General features: G+C 36.2%; 18 protein-coding genes and 1 other annotated feature. Of the genes, 2 read left to right on the top strand and 16 right to left on the bottom strand.

All coding sequences use genetic code 11. The features are described 5' to 3' along the window. Positions 1–98 precede the first annotated feature (98 nt). Positions 99–341 (bottom strand) — a binding site (T-box leader). A gap of 235 nt (positions 342–576) precedes the next feature. Continuing rightward, positions 577–768: a hypothetical protein gene (locus COD11_RS06320; RefSeq protein ID WP_098795912.1), complete on the top strand. Its 192-nt coding sequence runs from the start codon at positions 577–579 to the stop codon at positions 766–768. A gap of 41 nt (positions 769–809) precedes the next feature. On the opposite strand, the gene ysxE is transcribed toward COD11_RS06320, so the two are convergent. From ysxE to hemA, 8 genes are all read right to left on the bottom strand, one after another. Continuing rightward, on the bottom strand, positions 810–1853 hold the full coding sequence (gene ysxE / locus COD11_RS06315) for a spore coat protein YsxE (RefSeq protein ID WP_098795911.1): 1044 nt from the start codon (positions 1851–1853) through the stop codon (positions 810–812). Positions 1854–1953: 100 nt separating this feature from the next. Continuing rightward, entirely contained in the window at positions 1954–3120 is a 1167-nt protein-coding gene (gene spoVID / locus COD11_RS06310) for a stage VI sporulation protein D (protein WP_098795910.1), read from the bottom strand. A gap of 139 nt (positions 3121–3259) precedes the next feature. Next, positions 3260–4549 carry a glutamate-1-semialdehyde 2,1-aminomutase gene (gene hemL, locus COD11_RS06305; protein ID WP_098795909.1) on the bottom strand — a complete coding sequence of 430 codons (1290 nt, stop codon included), beginning with the start codon at positions 4547–4549 and terminating at the stop codon, positions 3260–3262. Positions 4550–4592: 43 nt separating this feature from the next. Next, positions 4593–5573: a porphobilinogen synthase gene (gene hemB / locus COD11_RS06300; protein ID WP_098795908.1), complete on the bottom strand. Its 981-nt coding sequence runs from the start codon at positions 5571–5573 to the stop codon at positions 4593–4595. Beyond that, complete coding sequence (locus tag COD11_RS06295) at positions 5570–6370, bottom strand: uroporphyrinogen-III synthase (protein ID WP_098795907.1); 801 nt, start codon at positions 6368–6370, stop codon at positions 5570–5572. Before COD11_RS06295 ends, hemB begins: the two co-directional genes overlap by 4 nt. Beyond that, positions 6370–7302: a hydroxymethylbilane synthase gene (gene hemC, locus COD11_RS06290; RefSeq protein ID WP_098795906.1), complete on the bottom strand. Its 933-nt coding sequence runs from the start codon at positions 7300–7302 to the stop codon at positions 6370–6372. Before hemC ends, COD11_RS06295 begins: the two co-directional genes overlap by 1 nt. A 32-nt stretch (positions 7303–7334) precedes the next feature. Then, entirely contained in the window at positions 7335–8165 is an 831-nt protein-coding gene (locus COD11_RS06285) for a cytochrome C assembly family protein (protein WP_373995074.1), read from the bottom strand. Between the two features lie 18 nt (positions 8166–8183). Beyond that, positions 8184–9536, bottom strand: a complete 1353-nt coding sequence (gene hemA / locus COD11_RS06280; RefSeq protein ID WP_098795905.1) for a glutamyl-tRNA reductase — start codon at positions 9534–9536, stop codon at positions 8184–8186. A 364-nt stretch (positions 9537–9900) separates the two neighbouring features. Between hemA and COD11_RS06275 the strand changes: the two genes are divergently transcribed. Beyond that, a complete protein-coding gene (locus COD11_RS06275) occupies positions 9901–10389 on the top strand; it encodes a LiaF transmembrane domain-containing protein (protein WP_098795904.1) in 489 nt (162 codons plus the stop codon). A 638-nt stretch (positions 10390–11027) separates the two neighbouring features. Here COD11_RS06275 and yihA read toward each other — a convergent pair. The 8 genes from yihA to leuC form a co-directional block, all read right to left on the bottom strand. Beyond that, the gene (yihA, locus tag COD11_RS06270) at positions 11028–11612 is read right to left on the bottom strand and encodes a ribosome biogenesis GTP-binding protein YihA/YsxC (protein WP_098795903.1); all 585 of its coding nucleotides are present in this window, start codon (positions 11610–11612) and stop codon (positions 11028–11030) included. Beyond that, positions 11612–13933 (bottom strand): endopeptidase La, encoded by a 2322-nt coding sequence (lon, locus tag COD11_RS06265; RefSeq protein WP_098795902.1) that lies wholly within the window; start codon positions 13931–13933, stop codon positions 11612–11614. The genes yihA and lon overlap by 1 nt, the downstream gene beginning before the upstream one ends. A gap of 237 nt (positions 13934–14170) precedes the next feature. After that, positions 14171–15844, bottom strand: coding sequence for an ATP-dependent protease LonB (gene lonB / locus COD11_RS06260; RefSeq protein ID WP_098795901.1), 1674 nt, complete (start codon positions 15842–15844; stop codon positions 14171–14173). Positions 15845–16206: 362 nt separating this feature from the next. Next, positions 16207–17472 (bottom strand): ATP-dependent protease ATP-binding subunit ClpX, encoded by a 1266-nt coding sequence (gene clpX, locus COD11_RS06255; RefSeq protein WP_098795900.1) that lies wholly within the window; start codon positions 17470–17472, stop codon positions 16207–16209. 346 nt (positions 17473–17818) lie between these two features. Continuing rightward, positions 17819–19108 carry a trigger factor gene (gene tig / locus COD11_RS06250; RefSeq protein WP_098795899.1) on the bottom strand — a complete coding sequence of 430 codons (1290 nt, stop codon included), beginning with the start codon at positions 19106–19108 and terminating at the stop codon, positions 17819–17821. Positions 19109–19448: 340 nt separating this feature from the next. Then, entirely contained in the window at positions 19449–20462 is a 1014-nt protein-coding gene (locus COD11_RS06245) for a tetratricopeptide repeat protein (protein ID WP_098795936.1), read from the bottom strand. A 246-nt stretch (positions 20463–20708) separates the two neighbouring features. Further along, positions 20709–21305 (bottom strand): 3-isopropylmalate dehydratase small subunit, encoded by a 597-nt coding sequence (leuD, locus tag COD11_RS06240; protein ID WP_098795898.1) that lies wholly within the window; start codon positions 21303–21305, stop codon positions 20709–20711. Between the two features lie 86 nt (positions 21306–21391). Then, positions 21392–22819, bottom strand: a complete 1428-nt coding sequence (leuC, locus tag COD11_RS06235) for a 3-isopropylmalate dehydratase large subunit (RefSeq protein ID WP_098795897.1) — start codon at positions 22817–22819, stop codon at positions 21392–21394. Positions 22820–22822 lie beyond the last annotated feature (3 nt).

The raw sequence follows: 22822 nt of genomic DNA, 5'->3' as shown, positions 1-22822 counted from the left end.
TAAGTTTTCTTTTTACATTTTTTATGTACATGTGAAAGATTACTTGGTACCATTTCACATATTTTCCAGTTTTAAAAATAAAAAACTCCTTCCATCCATAAAAGGACGAAAGGAGAATATTTCGCGGTACCACCTTTTTTTATAGACAGTATAAAAACATTTACTATACAGTCTACACACTCATCAATTTAACGGCTTTCAACCGGCTTCTCCTACTATATTTTTTCAAAGAAGCAACTCCTGGGCGACCTTCCAATGCCTCTACTTAAGAAATCTTCCAGCAATGATTTCTCTCTCTGTAAAGTGATGACGATTGTACTCTTCCCATTCAACGTTTCATCATTATGTACTTTTTCTTTAACAACTTATTCTATATTACTAAACAATCCTTTTTTTCGTCAATATTTTCCCCATATTTCTTCCCTTTCATACAGGCACCTATCACAGAATCTTGGCATATTTTACATTAAGTGGTCCTTTGCACGAACAATTCTTTATTTTTAAACACATAATATGAGCTATTTCTGAAATTGTGAGTAGTTTTATAGAAAAGCTTAAACGAGGAGGAGTTGTCATATGAAGAGGCGGTATAGCCCTTACACACTCCCGCCATGGCTTAGACAAATTCGGGCGGTCGGCGTACAGATTATCATTCCTTTAACCATCTTCCAGGGCATTCGAACTGTTTTCTTTCCTACAACATTTGATGTTCTTTTGCTCGGTATTTTAATTGGCTTAGCTATTGCACTCCGTTATGATTGGATTTAACAGTAAAAAAGGAATCGGAATTGTCCGATTCCTTTTCATTTCTAAGATTCAGTTTGTGCCTCTGCTGCTTCTGCTTCCATTTTCTTTCTGTTTTCTATTTCGGAAACCTTCATGACAAAGTACTCAATATTTTTAAATTGCCAATAAGCTCTTACAAGCTGTTTATTTGCTTCTAACTCAGAGCTCTTTTTCCCCTTTTTTGAATAGTTTTTAATGAAACGACATAGTCGCTCTGGATAAGCCAAATAACCAATAAATAAAAGCATTTCCTCTTCTGTAAATGGGTAGTCTTTTTGATAGGAATAAAACCAATTCACAACATCATCACTTTGAATTGGATACGTTTTCGCCGTTCGATTCAAAAATAATAAAAAATCATCAATAGGACTTGAATATGACGATTTCTCAAAGTTTGATAAATAACCATTTCCATCATCATCATATAAGAAGTGGCGCGCAGATACTTTTCCATGCGTTAACACTACTCTTGAAGACTTTTGATCTGTCATTTTCTCATACCACTCATCAAGCTTTTTACGAGAAAATTCAATAGCTCTTGACACCTCAGTATAGTAAGTAACGGCTTGCAACTCAAATGGAGATAAATAAATCTTTTTCTCACATTCTTCAACAAAGGTTTCAATACGTGCTTTTTCTTCATCCAATTTATTCGTTAGTTTTTCATAATGATTTGTTGCCTCTTGACCATCAAGAGATATTTTCTTTTCTGTTCGTTTGTGAAGGTTTGCTACCTCTTTAAATAGAAGTTGATGACGAGCATCACGTTCTTCTTCTTGTTCATTCACAAGCCATGGCATTAAGTAATAGTACTCCCCATTATATTGAGAAATAAGCTGCTGCTGTTTATTTCTTAAAAGTGGAACATAATTCGAATATTTTTGTTCATTTAAGATTCGAATAGAATCAACAAAATATGGATTAAATTCACTTGATAATTTCTTTAATACATAAGGACCGGTATCTGTATATACCTTAATTGTTTTCTTGGTGATTTCCTCTGTATATTCAGGGTATAAATCGTAATTTTGTAGCAAAAGCCTTAGTTCGCTTAGCTGCATCGACATAGATCCTATCACCTCTACTCCTTAGAAAGAAAATTGAAAAAAACAGCCGAGGAAAAAGATGCCCCATGCTGTTCTTTGTCTTTCAAATAAATAATAGATTTTATTTACTTGTTGAGTATGCAGGGATATAAAGAATTTGTCCTTCATATACATCTTGATCTGCATGAAACTCATTTACACGTAAAATTTGTTGAATGGAAATTTCATATTTCTCACTAATTAGTTCAAGTGTATCTCCTTGTTGAACAATACACATTTTCACTCTGGAGAAATCTTCTTCTTCGTCTCTTGCAAATAAACTTGTTAAGTAATGGGCATCCTTTGTTTCTCCCTCTTCACGACCAACTTCATCTTTCTTTTGTAAATCTTCATCTACATTTGTCGGCTCTTCTTCGGTTTTAGAGAAAAAGGAGTATTGTACTTCTTGAGGTTCAGGAGTTGGTTCTTCTCTTCTTACTTCCACAACAAATGGATCGTAAACCTCTTCTTCAGTTTGTCCTTGCGGCTCAACATTAACTTCTTCATCAACAGCCGGTTCAGGCTCTACAATTTCTTTTTCATATTCAACAGGAGACGCTTCAACCACTTCTTCTTCTACTTCCTCCTCACGCTCTTCAACTACTTCCTGTTCTTTCGTGACAGAGAAGGAAGGTGATAATTTGTCCACGTCTTCTTCATCTAACTTTCTTTCCTCATAGAAAGAAGAAAAAGGTGAAGGTGTAGGCTCTATGCTTGAAACAGGCTCGGGATTATTATGTTCAGCAGTGTTTTGTTCTTCACGGAAAAGAGCTTCAAATGCTTCTTCCTTAGGTTCTTCTGTAGGTCTCTCTTCTTCTTCCACTGTCTCTCCATTCGAAATTCCGCTTATAGATAAATCAGCTATTAATTTTAAGCAAGCATGTTCAGGTAAATCATAATCAAAGGATTCGATCGAAACATACACCTCGTCTAGCTGTTGAATTCGATTTCTAGGAATCGTAATATCAACAGGAAAACGATGATTTAAGACGCTCACACCATCTTCACGTGTATCGACCTCATTTACATAACGTACATTTGCGTATTCGAACGTTTCCTCTTCAGAACTTTCCGTTTCTATTTTATATTCCCCAGTAAGCTGCAGGGCACCACGAATGGAAATGTACTGATCATGTTCATGAATTGCAATATCCGGATCTAAAGAAATAGATAAAAGTTCAGATACTTCCTGTCCTTTTTGAAACCAAACAGATTCTTCTACTGAGAAACGTAGTTGTTGTTGTGACAAAAATATTTCCTCCTTTCAAATAGCCTAGCAAAATAACTATGACATTACAGATGTATGTGTGAAAGAAGGAAATTATGATGATATTTTAAAAAACATAAAAAATCCACCACAACTTGTGATGGATTTAATTTAATCAAAATTATTTTTTCAAATCTGCAAATGCCTTCTTTGCAGCATCTATTGTATGATCAATGTCCGCGTCTGTGTGTGCTGTTGATAGGAATAAGCCTTCAAATTGTGATGGAGGAAGGAATACTCCTTGATTTGCCATGCTTCGATAGTAGCTTGCAAAGAAATCAAGATTTGACGTTTTCGCTTTTTCGTAATTTGTTACATTTTCATTAGTGAAGAAGAAGCCAATCATAGAGCCGGCACGATTGATTGTATGCGGAATTTCATACTCATTAGCAGCAGCTGACAGACCTTCCTCAAGACGATCTGCTTTACGCTTAAATTCCTCATAAGAATCTCTTGTTAACTGTTTTAATGTTTCATATCCCGCTGTCATCGCGAGTGGGTTTCCTGATAAAGTTCCTGCTTGATAAATTGGTCCACTTGGAGCAATTTGCTTCATAATTTCCGCTTTACCACCATAAGCTCCTACAGGTAAACCTCCACCAATTACCTTGCCAAGGCATGTTAAATCAGGTGTAACACCGTAATAGTCTTGAGCACAGCCATAATCTACACGGAACCCTGTCATAACCTCATCAAAGATTAATAAGGCACCATATTGTTCTGTCATTGCTCGTAACCCCTCAAGGAAACCTGGTTGAGGTGGAACAACTCCCATGTTCCCTGCTACAGGTTCTACAATGATCCCTGCAATGTCTTCTCCAAATTGTTCAAATGCATATTGAATGCTTTCTAAATCATTGTATGGAACGGTAATCGTATTTTTCGCAATTCCTTCAGGTACACCAGGACTATCTGGTAATCCTAACGTTGCAACTCCTGATCCTGCTTTAATTAATAAAGAATCACCATGACCATGGTAGCAGCCCTCAAACTTAATGATTTTATTTCGTCCAGTATAGCCCCTTGCTAATCGTAATGCACTCATCGTTGCTTCTGTCCCTGAGCTTACCATACGGACGATTTCAATCGAAGGTACACGATCTATTACAAGCTTTGCAAGTTCGTTTTCAATCAGGGTAGGAGCACCAAAGCTTGTACCTGATTCAACAACTTTTTTAATAGCTTCAACTACAGTATCGTTCGAATGACCATGAATAAGTGGTCCCCAAGAAAGAACATAGTCAATATATTCATTTCCATCGATATCATAGATTTTTGAGCCTTTTCCTCGTTCCATGAATATAGGATTCATTCCAACAGATTTAAATGCTCTTACAGGACTATTAACACCACCGGGCATTAATGATTGAGCTTCTTGAAATGCACTTTCGCTTTTTTGATAGCTATTCATTTTCATTCCTCTTCCTTCCTCTTGTAAAGTAAAAGGCTTTCCCTTATTGATCTTCCCTTATCCACCGTGCTGCGTCTTTTGCAAAGTATGTAATAATTAAATCAACACCTGCACGTTTCATTCCGACTAACATTTCCATCACCAATGCTTTTTCATCAACCCATCCATTTTGTGCAGCTGCTTTAATCATAGAATACTCACCGCTAACATTATAAGCAACAATAGGAACGTTGAATTGATTTTTCACATCACGGATAATATCTAAATAAGATAATGCCGGTTTTACAATTAAAAAGTCCGCACCCTCTTCTAAATCGGACTGAGCTTCTCTTAATGCTTCATCACGATTAGCAGGATCCATTTGATATGTTTTTCGATCACCAAATTGTGGTGTGCTGTGTGCAGCATCACGGAACGGCCCGTAAAAAGCACTTGCATATTTAACTGCATAAGACATAACCGGAATATGTTCAAAGCCAGCTTCATCTAACCCATGTCTGATTGCAGCTACAAAGCCATCCATCATGTTTGAAGGAGCGATAATATCGGCACCTGCTTTTGCTTGGCTGATAGCGGTACGTGCAAGCAAATCAAGGGTAGGGTCGTTTAATACTTGTCCATTTTCAACAATTCCACAATGTCCATGATCTGTATATTGACATAGACATGTATCCGCAACAACAACTAATTCAGGGAAGGATTCTTTTACCTGTCTAGTTGCACGTTGAACAATTCCATTATCATGATAAGCTTGAGTTCCTACATCGTCCTTTTCATCAGGAACACCAAATAAGATAACAGACTTAACCCCTAACGAAACAACCTCTTCAATTTCTTGATTCAGTAGATCTAAAGACAAGTGGTAAACACCTGGCATTGATGGAACTTCGTTTTTCTTATTATCCCCTTCTACAACGAAAATTGGATAAATAAAGTCCTCTGGGCGAAGATGTGTTTCCCTCACCATTGCTCTTAGGTTATTGCTGTTACGTAAACGGCGGTGTCTTGTAAATTGAATATTCATTGATTATCCTCCCGGTTTTGTTCTAATTCAACCATTAACTTCACCATGTCATCAATTGTATAGGAAACAGGCATAACACCTATAAATCCATATTCTTTTAACGTTTTATTCGTAAGTGGGCCGATACATATGAAGGTAACTTTACTCAAATGCTCCATGAGTTCTGATTTATGTAGTACTTTCATAAAGCTGTCAACAGTAGATGAGCTTGTAAAGGTTATGTAATCTAGCTGATCTTCTTTGAGATATGAAATAAGCTTAGCAGCTTCTCTTTTATTATGTATTGTTTCATAGACAATTAAATCTTCTGTGTTAAAACCTTGTTTTTTTAATTCTGTTATCAAAACTGGTCTTGATAGATTTCCTCTAATCACAAGGATTTTTGAAGATTTAGAAAGGTTTTCCCCTATGCTTTCTGCCAGCTTTTCAGCCACAAATTCTTCAGGTATAACAGAAACATTGAGATTTAGTTTCTCCATTTGCTTACTCGTTTTTCTTCCAACAGAAGCGGCAATCATATGCTGTAATGCTTCATAAGGAATTCCAAATCGATCTAAGAACTCTTTAAAGTAAATAACACCATTTGCACTCGTAAACACAATGCAATCAAATTCATGTAATCTTGTAAGCGTTTGTTGAATAATAGATTCATTTGATTTTTTAGGTCTTATTTCTAGAAGCGGAGCGGATATCCCGACTCCGCCTTCTTCTTCAATTTTTTGAATAAATTCTTCTACTTGAGACTTTGCTCTAGTAATTAAAACCCGTTTCCCTTGTAAAGGACGGATCTCCCCCATTATTGATCTAACTCCTCTTTTACCCGGTCGATTAGGGCTTTAGCTCCTTGATTTGTTAATGTTTCTGCGACTTTACTCCCTAATGCTACTGGATCTGTTCCTGTAACCGTTTGTTTATACACTTCTTTCCCGTCAGGTGAGGCAATAAGACCTGTAAATTCAATTTCTTCCTTTTCATTTACTGTTGCAAATCCAGCAATAGGTACTTGGCATCCACCCTCCATTTTAGTAAGGAAGGTCCTCTCAGCAGTAACGGCTAATTTCGTAGACAAATCAGTGAATTTTGCAAAAAGATCTAACAATTCTAGATCATCCGCGCGACATTCAATTGCTAAAGCACCTTGCCCTACTGCTGGTAGGCAAATTTCCGGCTCTAAGAATTCAGTAACAACGTCTTGACTCCAGCCCATGCGTGCCAAGCCTGCTGCAGCTAGAATAATTGCATCATAATCTTCTGTTTTCAGCTTCTCTAAGCGAGTATCTATGTTTCCTCTAATCCATTTAATTTCGAGGTCAGGTCTTTCAATTAAAAGCTGCGCACTTCGTCTCAAGCTGCTTGTTCCGACAATTGCTCCACTTGGTAAATCTGAAAGCTTTTTATGATCTTTAGAGATAAGAACATCTCGGTGATCCTCACGGTTTGGAATGCATCCTATCGTTAAACCCTCCGGTAAAATCCCAGGCATATCCTTCATACTATGAACAGCCATATCAATTTCACCGTTCATCATTGCTTGCTCGATTTCCTTTACGAACAAGCCTTTTCCTCCAACTTTTGATAAAGTTACATCTAAAATTTGATCACCTTTTGTCACAATTTCCTTGATTTCAAATTCAAACGGTAAACCAAAAGATTTTAACTGATTAATTACCCAATTTGTTTGTGTTAATGCTAATTTACTACGTCTAGATCCAACAACTATTTTTCGCATATGCTCCTCCTACTATGTCTAAAAGCAACCAATCATGAATCCCAAAAATGAAACCTTGATAGACTACCAAACAAGAAAAAGTTAATTAATAAAACTAAAAACGATGCTATGTTTAAAAGAGCAACAGACCTGCCCTGTAATTCTTTCACAATTCTTATATAAAGATAGATCCCATACGTCACTAACACCATAAATGACCCTAGCACTTTCGCATCATACCATTGAAAATGAGCTACTTTAATATAGGCCCAAATAACCCCTAAAATTAAACTTAATAACAGCATAGGTACGCCGATAACATTTAATACATATGACATATGGTCGAGTTTTGAAAGATCTTCTAATCGAAGAAGGCGCTTTCCCCACTTTTTCTTTTTGAGTAAATTATATTGAATGGTATAAAGGATCGAAAACACAAACGATAGTGAAAACGCCCCATAAGAAAGTATGGCCATCGTAATATGAATTAATAGCAGTTCCGAGACAAGCTGACTTGATACAGCAGCCGACTCGTATTGAGCTGGGGCAAAAGTATGTATGGCCATCATGATAAAGCCTATTACGTTTGTGAAAAAGATAATAAATTCCGCTTTAAGAAAACGGTTTAAAACAAGTGACAATGTGACTAACACCCATGTATAAAAATAAAGCCCTTCAAACACATTTAAAACAGGAAATCTACCTGTTTCAAACATACGAACAAATAAAAAAATTGTTTGTAATAGCCAAACAATAGAAAGTAACCAGAAGGCAGCTCGATTCGCCTTCCGGTTATTATTAAGAAAATCTATAAAATATAAGAGTACACAAATAGCATAAAGTATTATGGTTAATTCATTAATTCTGCTTAAGCTCATCTCCATAATGAAAGGTCCTTTCACTTACGATTGAAGTGAAGCACGATAAATCGGATCGTTTGCATGAACAGTTTGTTTATCTGATTTATCCATTTTCATTTGCTCTTCAACAGCTTCTTCGATATTAAAGATTTTCATAAATAAATCCAATGATTCCTGTGCATTAGCCTCTGCAGATAGCTCTTTTACCTTTACAATCGGATCTTTAAGCAATTGATTAATAATGCTTTTTGTATGCTTACTTAAAACTTTTCTTTCACGTTCAGTTAAGTTAGGCATTTTTCGCTCGATACTTTCCATCGTTTCAGCTTGAATATTTAAAGCTTTTTGACGAAGTGCTGAAATAACAGGTACAACCCCAAGCGTATTAATCCATTGTTTAAATTGAACAATCTCCGCTTCGATCATCAGTTCAATCTTTTCCGCTGCAACTTTACGCTCTTGTAAGTTTGCTTCAACAATCCCTTGTAAATCATCAATATCATAAAGAAATACACTATCTAAATCCGCAAGCTTAGGATCTAAATCACGTGGCACAGCAATATCGACCATAAATAATGGGCGACCTTTTCTCATTTTTTCCACATGTGTCATCATTTCTTTAGTAATAACAAAATCTTTAGCACCAGTTGAACTAATAAGAATATCCGCTTCCACTAATCCACACTGAAGTTCGTTTATTCCTTTTGCCTTTCCATTAAAACGATTAGCAAGCTCTTCAGCCTTCTGCAACGTTCTATTCATAACAGTAACTTTACCTACACCACTGCCATGCAGATTTTGCACAGCTAATTCCCCCATCTTACCCGCACCTAAAATGAGTACGTGCTTAGAACGAAGGTCACCAAAGATTTTCTTAGCAAGTTCAACTGCTGCATAACTAACTGAAACAGCATTTGCTCCAATATCAGTTTCTGAATGTGAACGTTTAGCCAATGAGATTACTTGCTTAAACAGCTGATTGAATACTGTTCCTGTTGTGTTGTTTTCCTGGGCCTGTAAAAAGCTAGTACGAACCTGTCCCAGAATTTGAGTTTCACCCAAAATCATAGAATCCAATCCGCATGCTACCCTACATAAATGCTCTAATGCACCATCTTGTTCAAAAATAGTTAAATACGGTGAAATCTCTTCTTTCTCTAGTCCGAACCAATCTGCCAAGAATGCTTTAATATAATAACGTCCTGTATGAAGTTGATCTACTACAGCATATATTTCTGTACGGTTGCAGGTAGATACAATGACATTTTCAAGTATGCTTTTTTGTTCTTTTAACTGTTTCATCGCATCTGTTAGCTCTTGAGGTTGAAACGAGAGCTTTTCGCGAATTTCAACAGGGGCTGTTTTATAATTTAAGCCGACAACAAGTATATGCATTTTCTTATACACCCCCATGTACAAGGATCTCTACTTCTAGTATATCACGATTGATTTTTTTCTCTTCTAAAAAATGTGAACAGTCTTTGAAACTATATGTTATGATAAAATATGTTTATTATTTCACTGATTCACACCATTTTCAACTTATTAATGGTCGTGTGTATTTGTTCACAAAAAACACTGTTTTTTCTATAAGAAATTCTACATTCTCTGACATCATTCTCATACTATTCACTCTGTACAATAACAAAAATTACGAAGTTAATCAAGCTATTGATTTGGACAAGGAAACATATCAATTAAATTCTCCGACCACAACGGACAGGTTTTCCTTATATACTATTCATGCAAGAGGTGGACAATGAAAAAAATTACATTATTACCAACAATGCTACTATTAGGAATTGGCATTTTTTATTCTATCCAAAAATTAAATATTCATTTATTTGAAGGACAAAACAGTTGGCCTTTTTTATTAATTTTACTTGGACTTACGTTTTTAGTTAGTGGTCATTTTGAACAAGATGCGTCAGCCATTTTACCAGGAATCATTTTAGCAGGCCTTGGTATCCACTTTCACTTTGCTAGCAAGATTGCTTCTTGGCCTGATTATCCTGCTGCTTTTTTATTCATCTTGTCTCTTGGGATAATTTTAACTGCTACAAAAACTAAAACCGGTTATCAGCAAGGTCTTATTATATTAGCTATAGGCTTATTTCTACACTTTTTCCATAAAATTATTCAATCCCTAACGATCATCGAAAACGGTGTAGACTTTATTGAAACTTACTGGCCACTACTTTTTATTGTTATTGGTGCTTTATTGTTAGTGCTGCGGAGAAGGAGATAGGGTGCCTGTCACTTCCCACATTTTGTTGAAATATGTCGATGTTGATAACACCAAAAGACTCTGGTATATTTCCATAACCGGTTCGGTTTTGGCATACAATAACTAAAATAGCGCACCAATTCGCAGTCTTATTCGCAAGTGAATAAGACTGCTTCTTTTTTGTTGATATATATGAAGTTTAATGAAATGGAATGAACGGTAAAATACGCCTTGAATTTCCAAACCCTTTTAACATGGTGACATAATTTGTGTGAACATGAAAATTCGCAAGCTCATTGTTATTCCGATTGTTGTGCTATAAATGATCTTTAACTACCATTAATTGAGTAACAGATCATTTAAATACACGGAGCTTTTCCGGTTATACTGAAGAATGGAACTCAGTTAAGGGATATAAGCGGAGTTTTTCCGGTTAAGTAAAGTAAAATGGCCCATTTCCAGCTTTTTTGATTAAATAGACGGAAACTTTCCGTTTATTTAATCTATTTCGCGTGCTATTTCCTCATTAAAAGGAATTTCTCCGCTTAATTGCTGCCGATTCTTGAAGATAATGGGTGATATGAAAAATGCTTGGAGCATAATATGCCTCCAAGCATTTTTCTTTGCTGATTTACTTGTAAATTGCTTTAAACCAAACTTTATGACGTATAATGAAGGATCGTTTTCCAAGCTTCATCTTTACCTAAGCCGGTTTCTGATGAAAAAATAACTAATGGATCGGTTTTATCAATTTCTAGGGCATCTTTTATCACCTTAGCATGCTTTTGCCACTTACCCTTAGGAATTTTATCTGCTTTGGTCGTCACAACGATTGTTGGAATGTCATAATGCTTTAGGAAGTTATACATCAGCACATCATCACTTGTTGGAGGATGTCTAAGATCAATTAAAAGGATAACAGCACGCAACTGTTCACGAGAAGTGATATAGGTTTCAATCATTTTCCCCCATGCTTCACGCTCCTTTTTACTAACCTTGGCATATCCATATCCAGGCACATCAACAAAGTGTAGCATTTCATTAATGATATAAAAATTTAATGTTTGTGTTTTCCCTGGTTTTGATGAAATTCGGGCTAATCCTTTTCTACCTAGCAATTTATTAATAAAGGATGATTTACCAACATTAGAACGACCTGCTAATGCTACTTCCGGTAAATCTCCTTCTGGATATTGAGCAGGCTTAACTGCGCTTATAACGATTTCTGAACTTGTTACTTTCATTATTTCTCCTCTGTTAACGCATGTTTTAACACTTCATCTAAATGTGAAACTAAGACAAAGGTAAGTTCATTTCGAACACTATCTGGAATATCATCCAAATCCTTTTCATTGTCTTTTGGTGCAATAATCTTAGTCAAACCAGCACGATGAGCACTCAATGTTTTCTCTTTCAAGCCACCAATTGGAAGTACTCTACCACGTAAAGTGATTTCTCCTGTCATTCCAACTTCTTTTCTTACGGCTCTACCTGTTAATGCTGAAATTAACGCTGTAGCCATTGTTATACCTGCTGATGGACCATCTTTAGGTACAGCACCTTCAGGAACATGGATATGAATATCATTCTTTTCATGAAAATCACGTTCAATGTTCAGCTCTTCAGCACGCGAGCGAATATAGCTAAATGCCGCCTGAGCAGATTCTTTCATAACATCGCCAAGCTTCCCGGTTAAAATCAGCTTTCCTTTACCAGGCGTTACTGATACTTCAATCGATAGGGTATCGCCGCCAACTGTTGTATAAGCTAAACCAGTTGCAACACCAATCTGATCCTCAAGTTCCGCTTGTCCATATCTAAAGCGTTTTTTCCCAAGAAATTCTTCAATATTTTTGTCCGTAATAATGATCTTCTTCCGCTCTTCTTTTACAATCATTTTAGCAGCTTTACGACACACTCCTGCTAACTGGCGCTCTAGCCCACGAACCCCGGCTTCTCTTGTATAATAGCGAATGATGCTTTGAATTCCATCTTCACGGATTTGCAGATGTGATTTTTTAAGTCCATGTTCTTGTAATTGCTTTGGTAGTAGATGATCTTTAGCAATATGAATTTTCTCCAGTTCCGTGTAACCAGCTATATTAATAATTTCCATACGATCGCGCAATGGTCCTGGAATTGTAGCAAGGTTATTAGCTGTTGCAATAAACATAACTTTCGATAAATCATATGTTTCTTCAATATAGTGATCACTAAAGTTATGATTTTGCTCAGGATCTAACACTTCCAGTAAAGCTGCAGAAGGATCTCCTCTAAAATCACTGGACATTTTATCGATTTCATCTAAAAGGAACACAGGATTAATTGTTCCGGCCTTCTTCATACCTTGAATAATTCTTCCAGGCATTGCACCAACATATGTACGTCGATGTCCACGAATTTCGGATTCGTCTCTTACTCCACCAAGTGATATTCTAACGAAATTTCGATTTAACGATTTAGCTACTGAACGAGCTAATGATGTTTTCCCAACTCCCGGAGGTCCTGCAAGGCATAAAATTGGCCCTTTTAATGAATTGGTCAATTGTTGTACCGCTAAATACTCAATTACACGCTCTTTAACCTTTTCAAGGCCATAGTGTTCTTCGTCTAAGATTTCCTCAGCAACATTCACATCTAAACGATCGTCAGTTGCTTTTGACCATGGTAGAGACAGGAGCCACTCAATGTAATTTCGAATAACGCCACTCTCGGCTGAACTTGAAGGAACTTTTTCATAGCGGTCCAGTTCTTTTAAAGCCACTGCTTTTATATGTTCTGGCATTCCCACTTCTTCAATTCGTTCCTTCATCGTTGAAACCTCTCCAAGCTTGCCTTCTTTTTCACCAAGCTCTTTTTGGATGGCTTTCATCTGTTCGCGTAAATAATATTCTTTTTGCGTACGCTCCATGGACTTTTTAACTCGTTGGCCAATCTTTTTCTCCAGCTGAAGTACTTCTTTTTCATTGTGGATAATGGAAATCACTTTGTTCAATCGTTCTGTCACATCAAGGGTTTCCAATATCTCTTGTTTTTCCTTTAATTTTAAAGGAAGATGCGAAGCAATAATATCAGCCATTCGTCCTGGCTCATTAATGTCAGAAACGGTTGCATATGTTTCAGCAGACACTTTTTTAGAAAGCTTTATGTATTGCTCAAAATATTCTAACATTGTTCGCATTAAAGCTTCTTCTTCTACACTTTTCTCTTCAGGGTCTTTATAAATAGAAACTTCAACAGAATAGTATTCATCCTCATCAACAAAACGTTGAATCTTACCTCGCTCTATTCCTTCAACGAGTACGCGGATTGTACCGTTTGGTAATTTCAACATTTGTTTAATTTTAGTCAATGTTCCTATTTCATAAATATCTTCTTTGTTTGGCTCATCTATCGAAATCTCTTTTTGTGTCGTTAAAAAGATAATATGATCTTCCATCATAGCCTTTTCTAACGCCTGAACAGATTTTTCTCTTCCTACATCAAGGTGCAGTACCATTGTTGGATATACTAACAAGCCTCTTAGTGGTAGGAGGGGGACAATTTGATTATTTGATTTCGCCATGCGTTTACACCTCCATGACATGATAATTCATTCTTGTTCAATTCTATCTTATTCTTTTTCAAGTGTCTAATTAAACTACTTTAGTCAATAGGTAGTATACCCCAATACGATAAGTTGAAAAAGGAAATTCCGGAATTCTCATTAAGATAAAATTGGAAATGACTAGAGTTGACCGAAGCTTAAAAAAGGAAAGAGATCTTCTTTATTGTAAAGGAGATCTCTTTAAGATTAACTCTTTTATACAGATTCTTGATGTGGAAATGAAGGTGAATCTTCGTGTTGCAATGGCTTTTCAGTTGGTGGATCAACAAGTGCTATATCAAAGACTTCTTGAAGATTTGTTACCGGTATAATCGTTATCCCATCAATTTCTTTTAGAATGGATTGCATGTTTTCTTTTGGAATAATGACTATATCTGCACCAGCCTTTTTTGCCGCCTTTATTTTCGGAATAACTCCGCCTATAGGCTTTACATTTCCATGAATGCTAATTTCTCCAGTCATGGCCACTTTATTGCTAATGGCAATCTTATGAATAGCTGAGAAAATTCCTGTGGCCATTGCAATTCCTGCTGATGGGCCATCAATTGGTGTACCACCTGGAAAATTCACATGAATATCATAATCATCTGCTTGTATGCCCATAGAACGTAGAACAGTAATAACATTCTCAATCGAGCCTTTTGCCATACTTTTTCTACGAATGGATTTAGATCGATCACCAATACTTTCCTCTTCCACAATTCCTGTTATATTAATGGTGCCCTTATCTTTTTGAGAAGGAATGACGGTGACTTCAATTTCTAACAATGCCCCTGTATTAGGACCATGAACGGCAAGCCCATTTACTAAACCGACTCTTGAGTTATCTTCAATTTTCTTTTCAAATCTTGGGCTTAACTGACTTGAATTAATAACCCATTCGATATCTTCAACAGTAATTTCTTTCCTGTCTTCTGACATTGCCATACCTGTAGCAATTTGCATAAGATTTACAACTTCACGGCCATTTCTAACATAGGAAGTTAAGAGATCAATTCCCTTGTCGCTTACTTCCATTTCTACTTTATCTGCTGCTTTTTTCGCCACAACTGCCAGTTCTTCCTGTTCCAAATCTCTAAAAAATACTTCAAGACATCTAGAACGAATGGCTGGTGGTATTTCATTAGGTGTTCTTGTTGTAGCTCCTATTAACCTAAAATCAGCTGGTAGACCATTTTTAAAAATATCATGGATATGTGTTGGTATTTGTGTATTTTCTTCATTATAATAAGCGCTTTCTAAAAATACTTTACGATCTTCAAGTACTTTTAATAACTTATTCATCTGAATAGGGTGAAGTTCACCGATTTCATCGATAAATAAAACGCCCCCATGAGCATGAGATACAGCTCCTTGCTTAGGCTGAGGAATTCCAGCTTGCCCCATTGCTCCAGCACCTTGATAAATTGGATCATGAACAGATCCAATGAGAGGATCAGCAATCCCTCTTTCATCAAATCTTGCTGTTGTAGCATCTAATTCTACAAATACAGCATTTTCTTTAAATGGTGATCTTTTATTTCTCTTAGCTTCTTCTAAAACGAGTCTAGCAGCCGCTGTCTTCCCTACACCTGGTGGTCCATATACAATGACATGTTGAGGGTTTGAACCGCATAGCGCAGCACGTAACGAACGAATACCATCCTCTTGTCCTACTATATCATTAAAACTTTTTGGGCGTACCTTTTCTGCAAGAGGTTCGGTTAACCGAATAGCTCTCATTTTTCTTAATTGTTCCATTTCTTTCTTTGATTCTCTGTCAATTGATATCTTTTGAGTACGTTGACTCTTTAATAAATTCCAAAAATACATTCCAATAATAATCCCAAAAAACAGCTGAATAAACAGCGCGATACTCGTCCAACTCATTGGCGTCCCTCCTGCAAAGATGTCTTGTTACCGCTACGGTGAAAAGTAAACGAAGCATAATACTTTGTTAAAAGTAACTCTTCGAGAGGTTAGTAAAAGCTTGTTTTGCCCCATAAAAAGATTTCCACATCTATGTATGAAATGTTCGTTAATCTAAAGGGACAAAAGGCGACTTTCGTTTTTGCCTAGGAAAGGCAAAATTAAAATGGATAAACCTTGTAAGAAGCGGTTATTTATAGCTAGTATCTCCTAGCTTTAGCAGGAATAAACATGATTTCAATACAAGTATTTACAGGAGGTGGATTGGAAAAGGCATCAAAAAAAGGAAGCTGGTTAAACCAACTTCCTTTTAAAAGATTATGTTATGCAGATGTTTTTTTATCCTCTTGAATAACTGTACCATCGCTAAGTACAAGTTTAGGTGGTGTTTCCCCTAAAACTGTTTCAGCAGTAATAATGGCTTTAACGATGTCCTCACGAGATGGTAAATCGAACATCATATCAAGCATGATGCCCTCGATTATGGAACGAAGACCACGTGCACCAGTTTTTCTTTCAATTGCTTTTTTAGCAATTTCAAGAAGAGCTCCATCTTCAAACTCAAGTTCAACACCATCTAAATCAAGCATTTTTTGATATTGTTTAACAAGAGCATTTTTAGGTTTTGTTAAGATCTCAACTAATGCTTCTTCATCTAACGGCTCTAAGCTTGCAATGACAGGCAAACGACCGATAAACTCTGGAATCAATCCAAACTTCAATAAATCTTCAGGTAAAACCTGTGAAAGAAGAGCTTTTTTATCAAGATCAGCATTTTTATTATCTGAACCAAATCCAATTACTTTTCGTCCTAGACGACGTTTAATAATTTGTTCGATTCCATCAAATGCTCCTCCACAAATGAAGAGAATGTTTGTTGTATCAATTTGAATAAATTCTTGATGAGGATGCTTTCTTCCACCTTGAGGAGGAACACTAGCCACAGTTCCTTCAAGAATTTTAAGTAATGCTTGCTGTACACCTTCACCAGAAACGTCACGAGTGATTGACGGGTTTTCTGATTTACGTGCCACTTTATCAATTTCATCGATATAAACAATACCTTTTTCAGCTTTTTCTACATCATAATCAGCAGCTTGAATTAACTTTAGTAAGATATTCTCAACGTCTTCACCTACGTATCCAGCTTCTGTTAAAGAAGTAGCATCAGCAATAGCAAAAGGGACATTTAAAATTCTTGCTAATGTTTGGGCTAATAACGTTTTACCACTACCTGTAGGCCCAATCATAGAAATATTACTTTTTGATAACTCAACATCATCAATCTTGCTGTTTGAATTAATACGTTTGTAATGATTATAAACGGCAACAGCTAATGATTTTTTGGCATTATCCTGGCCAATAACATATTCATCTAATATTTCATGAATTTCTTTAGGTTTTGGAACATCTTTAAATTCAACTTCTTCTTCTGTACCAAGCTCTTCCTCAACAATCTCTGTACAAAGTTCAATACATTCATCACATATATATACTCCAGGTCCAGCTACTAGCTTACGTACCTGATCTTGTGTTTTTCCGCAAAATGAACATTTTAATTGTCCTTTTTCGTCGTTAAATTTAAACATTGTTTCACCCCTTGTATCTTTATCTAAATCAAAACATTTCCACCTTACCCCTACTAATTCTTTCAACTATTCAGGTCAGCAGGTAGATGTCCCTAATTAAAACAAATAAAAACGGTATGTACTGCATTTTACCATAAGAGAAGCATTGACAGGAAATGAAACCACTCGGCATTGAAAAAGCTCCCAACCTGAGGGCTCTTCCCAAAAATGTTGATGATCTTAATATTCTCTTACTTAATGTTTATGTATGTATTAGCTTTCTTATATCATTCCCAAAGGAATATAAATAAAACATGATTGTATAAAACAAGGCACGATGTGCTCGCGCCTTGTTCCTTTTATTATATTATGCAACAACTTTGCTATTTTCTACAAGAAAATCGATCGCTTTGCGAACTTTTAAATCTTCTTTTAAGCCTTCAGCGTTTCCACCAAGTGCTTGTTTAATGTTTTCAATAGGCATGTTGTACATTTCAGCCATTTTCGCTAATTCTGCTTCAACATCTTTGTCAGAAACTTCAATGTTCTCAGCTTTAGCAATTGCTTCAAGTGTTAAGTTATATTTAACGCGTTTTTCAGCATCGTCTTTCATTTGAGCTTTTAACGCTTCTTCATCTTGACCTGAGAATTGGAAGTATAAATCAAGATTCATACCTTGCATTTGTAGACGTTGCTCAAATTCCTGCATCATACGTGAAATTTCATTTTCAATTAATGCATTTGGAATATCAACTTCTGCACCTTCAGCAGCTTTATCAACTAGTGAATCACGTAGTTGGTTTTCTGCTTCAGATTTTTTCGCTTCTTCAAGGCGAGTTCTTGTTTGAGCTTTTAACTCATCAAGAGTTTCAACTTCTTCGTTAACATCTTTTGCAAACTCATCATCAAGAGCTGGAAGTTCTTTTGTTTTGATTTCGTGAATTTTCACTTTGAATACTGCTGGTTTACCCGCAAGGTTTTCAGCGTGGTATTCTTCTGGGAATGTTACTTCTACATCCTTCTCTGCACCCGCTTCTAAACCAACTAATTGTTCTTCAAATCCTGGAATGAAAGATCCAGAACCAATTTCTAATGAATAGTTTTCAGCAGCTCCACCTTCGAATGCTTCTCCATCAACATATCCATCAAAATCGATAACTGCAGTATCACCGTTTTCAATCGCGCCTTCTTCTTTTACTACTAGCTCAGCATGACGCTCTTGTAATTGTTTTAATTCGTTATCAACATCTTCATCAGATACAGTATCGTCTAATTTTTCAACTTCTAGACCTTTATATTCACCTAATTTTACTTCAGGCTTTACTGTAACTTTAGCAGTGAAGATTAAGCTTTTTCCTTTTTCGATTTGTTCAACATCGATTTCAGGACGATCTACAGGTTCGATTCCAGCTTCATCAACCGCATTAGGATATGCAGTTGGTAGGATGATGTCTAAAGCGTCTTGATATAGTGATTCTACACCAAAACGTTGTTCAAACATTCCACGTGGAATTTTCCCTTTACGGAATCCAGGAATAGAAACTTGTTTTACAACCTTTTTAAATGCTTCGTCAAGAGCTGTTGTGAACTCTTCTGCTGAAACCTCAACCGTTAGAACGCCATCGTTCCCTTCTAATTTTTCCCATTTTACTGACATGTGTTGTCCCTCCAAAGATCTATAATGATTTGTGCGAATAAGTGATAGGTAATTTGTGGCGCTTGTCCCATTTTAGGCAATCCCCCACGAACATATACCTGTTTTTATGTACGGTAAAAAGTAACCTAGTACTAAACATGCATAGGATTTCGTATTAGAAAAACTTGGCTTTTCTTCAAGACAAATGGCAAAGCTTTAAGTTTTTCCCATACCATCAACTTTTCTAATAGTATAAAAAATAAGGTCCATTTTGTCCAAAATAAAAAAGACCTATATACGATGATCACTATTTTGCAACCATTTTATTATAACACAGAATAAATTCCTTTCAACATATAGCTCATATTTGTAAATAAGAAATTTCTTCTATTTGATAGATTTTATTGCATGCTTCTTGTAAATCTGGCAATGGTTGATCATAGATCTCTTCTATTTCTTCTTGCTCAATTGAAATCCCATGCATCGAATAACCAACAAGATGCAAAGCAGCTGCCCACAGCTTAGCTTCTGTTGGCTGTGGTAAGAAAGGATATAACACATACAGATGCCTTATCCATAATTCTTTAACAGCTTCATATAATGTAGGATTTTCATTACCAAGCGTATCATCTAATATAGTTAACACTTTTTTAGTAAAAGGAAATTCTGCAGGATCTTCCAGATTAGCAGGTACAACCGTAAGACTTTCGCCGAACTTCGTTACTTTCATTTCCTTTTCAACTTCATGCTCAATCATTAAATGCAAAATCATTGATTTGATTGTAGGATGAATTTGTTCATTCTCTAACAAAATTTTAAGTGATGCAAAATGTTTACTAATGTTACTGTCATGCAGTGACTGAACGTAGGCCATTTGTTTATTTGTATCTTGCAAAAGGTCTTCTAAATATAATGGTTGTTCTTCTTCCTGGTCTTCTACATCATTAAGAATATCAACTTCGTTTTGATTCATTTTCCGACTAAATTCCAACAATTTATAAAAGTGTTCAGCACTTTCAGCAGGTAGCTGGTTTTCCTCTAACACCGCTTCGATTGTAGTTTGTACTTCATGATATTCTCGTAGTTGTATTAATATCGTTAGATAAATCTGTAAAACAGTAAAATAATGACCTATGTCTTCTAACAGCATTTTTTTGCAAATATCTTTAGCCTCTGTTAAGTCACCAAGCTCCATAAGGCAAATTGCCATACCGAGATATATTTCAGCTTGATCTTCCTTAAGCTTCTTTGCTTCAGCAAACATTTCAAGTGCTTCATGATACTTCTTTTCTTTCAATAACAGTGTTCCCTTATCTAAATACCTCTCCTTCAAATTAGGAAAGGGAACAACATTTGATTTTTTTTTCGGTTTCATACGTTGGTCAACTCCAGCAACCTTACTTTGCATACAGTTTATCAATCCAAGTCTTGGAAAACAAGTGTGAGGTGGTGCCTGTCACTTCCCGATTTTTGTTGAATGACGTCGCATGAGGCGCCTGTGTACTACTAAATTCTGTGAAATTCGTGAGTTCAAAGTGTTGAAATGACGATTCTATTTAACTTTGAATATTTTCTGAAAGCTTAAGCAGTGCTAGGTTAAGACATATAAAAAGAGCAATCATTATAAAAATGATGCTCTTCTTGTTTCTTCGTAATGTTTAATTTGGTTATCATAATGTAACGTTAAATCAATTTCATCTTTTCCGTGTAAAAGCATATCTTTCCAATATGGATCAACATCAAAGGTTTGCACTAAACCATTTTGATCTGTGATTTCTTGCTTTTCAAGATTAACTGTTAATTCAAAGCCTTCAGCATTTGACTTTTCACGGATAAGGTCTAAAACAGTTTGCTCAAGTGTAATTGGCAGCAAGCCATTTTTCATACAATTTTGGTGAAAAATATCTGCATAAGAAGGTGCTAAAATTGCTTTGAAACCATAATCTGAAAGAGCCCATGGAGCATGCTCACGAGAAGACCCACAGCCAAAGTTTTCACCCGCAAGTAAAATTGTCGCACCTTTACTTTTTTCTTGATTTAATTCAAATTCAGGATTTTCAGATCCATCAGGAAGATATCTCCAATCAAAGAATGCAAACCGTCCATATCCTGTTTTTTCAATTCTCTTTAAAAATTGTTTTGGAATAATTTGGTCTGTGTCAACATTTGTTCTGTTTAATACAGCAACTTTGCCTTTATGTGTAGTAAATGGTTGCATGATGTCCCTCCTAATATGAATACTTTTTCTATGGATGTAACAACACTTTCACACCTAAACAATTTCCATCCTATAGATTAATAAAATTAAAATGACATTGCGTTCTCTTGAATATGACGAACATCTACAAAACGTCCATGTAAAGCCGCTGCAGCTGCCATAGCTGGACTTACCAAGTGCGTTCTGGCACCTTTACCTTGTCTTCCTTCAAAGTTACGGTTCGAGGTAGATGCACAGCGCTCTCCTTCTGGTACAACGTCACTATTCATACTTAAACACATACTGCAACCCGATTCTCTCCACTCAAAGCCAGCTTCTTTAAAGATTACATCTAGACCTTCTTCTTCTGCTACTTTTTTAACCTTTTGAGAACCCGGCACAACGATAGCACGTACATCTGACGGCACCTTCTTGCCTTTTAAGCTACTTATAACTTCAGCTGCCTGTCTTAAGTCTGTTAAACGGGAATTTGTACAAGACCCAATAAACACATGTTCAATCGTAATATCTTCAATTCTAGTATTAGGTTGTAAACCCATATAGCTGTATGCACGCTTAGCTTCATCAACTTCTTCATCATTATGAAAATCATTTAAATCAGGTGTTTTTTGATCAACACCAACCGACATACCTGGATTTGTTCCCCATGTTACCATCGGAGCAATTTCATCACCATTTAATGTGATAACTTTATCGTACTCTGCTCCTTCGTCAGTTCTTAATGTTTTCCAGTATTCAACAGCCTGTTCAAACTCTTCCCCTTTAGGTGCATACTTTCTCCCCTTAATGTAAGAGAAGGTTGTTTCATCCGGTGCAATTAGTCCTGCTCTAGCTCCTGCTTCAATGGACATATTACAGATTGTCATACGCTCATCCATTGATAAGTTTTCAATCACTTCACCTGTATATTCGATAATATATCCTGTACCAAAGCGTACTCCGTATTTTCCAATAACAGCTAGTATAACATCTTTAGCTGTTACACCTTTTTGCAGCTTACCAGGTACATGTATATTCAACGTCTTCGGACGCTGTCTCCATAGTGTTTGAGTAGCTAAAACATGTTCTACTTCACTCGTCCCAATACCAAATGCAATCGCACCAAATGCTCCATGTGTTGACGTATGACTATCTCCACAAACTATTGTTTTTCCTGGAAGAGTTAACCCTAGCTCAGGTCCAATTACGTGTACTATCCCTTGGTCTTCACTTTGAAGATCTGCTAAACGAATTCCAAATTCTTTACAGTTTCTTTCAAGTGCACTAATTTGATTTTTGGCAACTTCATCACTGATTACAAAGCGATTGACTGTTGGAACATTATGATCCATCGTAGCGTACGTTCTGTCTGGTCTTCTTACTTTACGATTCTTCTCTCGAAGTCCCTCAAAAGCCTGTGGCGATGTTACTTCGTGTACTAAGTGTAAATCGATATATAGAAGATCTGGCTTCCCTTGTTCTTGTTGAACAACATGTTCATCATATATCTTCTCAATAATCGTTTTTGGCTTCACGGT

This window comes from Bacillus sp. AFS040349, from assembly GCF_002577655.1.
Taxonomy (GTDB): domain Bacteria; phylum Bacillota; class Bacilli; order Bacillales; family Bacillaceae; genus Metabacillus.
This window is presented reverse-complemented; position numbering and strand designations above follow the sequence as displayed.

Bases quoted from the DNA above. Each gene is read 5' to 3' on its own strand.
- yihA (WP_098795903.1), bottom strand. From the start codon at position 11,612: ATGAAAGTAACAAGTTCAGAAATCGTTATAAGCGCAGTTAAGCCTGCT.
- ysxE (WP_098795911.1), bottom strand. From the start codon at position 1,853: ATGTCGATGCAGCTAAGCGAACTAAGGCTTTTGCTACAAAATTACGAT.
- hemA (WP_098795905.1), bottom strand. From the start codon at position 9,536: ATGCATATACTTGTTGTCGGCTTAAATTATAAAACAGCCCCTGTTGAA.
- leuD (WP_098795898.1), bottom strand. From the start codon at position 21,305: ATGCAACCATTTACTACACATAAAGGCAAAGTTGCTGTATTAAACAGA.
- lon (WP_098795902.1), bottom strand. From the start codon at position 13,933: ATGGCGAAATCAAATAATCAAATTGTCCCCCTCCTACCACTAAGAGGC.
- tig (WP_098795899.1), bottom strand. From the start codon at position 19,108: ATGTCAGTAAAATGGGAAAAATTAGAAGGGAACGATGGCGTTCTAACG.
- hemB (WP_098795908.1), bottom strand. From the start codon at position 5,573: ATGAATATTCAATTTACAAGACACCGCCGTTTACGTAACAGCAATAAC.
- clpX (WP_098795900.1), bottom strand. From the start codon at position 17,472: ATGTTTAAATTTAACGACGAAAAAGGACAATTAAAATGTTCATTTTGC.
- COD11_RS06285 (WP_373995074.1), bottom strand. From the start codon at position 8,165: ATGGAGATGAGCTTAAGCAGAATTAATGAATTAACCATAATACTTTAT.
- hemC (WP_098795906.1), bottom strand. From the start codon at position 7,302: ATGCGAAAAATAGTTGTTGGATCTAGACGTAGTAAATTAGCATTAACA.
- hemL (WP_098795909.1), bottom strand. From the start codon at position 4,549: ATGAATAGCTATCAAAAAAGCGAAAGTGCATTTCAAGAAGCTCAATCA.
- COD11_RS06320 (WP_098795912.1), top strand. From the start codon at position 577: ATGAAGAGGCGGTATAGCCCTTACACACTCCCGCCATGGCTTAGACAA.
- COD11_RS06275 (WP_098795904.1), top strand. From the start codon at position 9,901: ATGAAAAAAATTACATTATTACCAACAATGCTACTATTAGGAATTGGC.
- lonB (WP_098795901.1), bottom strand. From the start codon at position 15,844: ATGAGTTGGACGAGTATCGCGCTGTTTATTCAGCTGTTTTTTGGGATT.
- COD11_RS06295 (WP_098795907.1), bottom strand. From the start codon at position 6,370: ATGGGGGAGATCCGTCCTTTACAAGGGAAACGGGTTTTAATTACTAGA.
- COD11_RS06245 (WP_098795936.1), bottom strand. From the start codon at position 20,462: ATGAAACCGAAAAAAAAATCAAATGTTGTTCCCTTTCCTAATTTGAAG.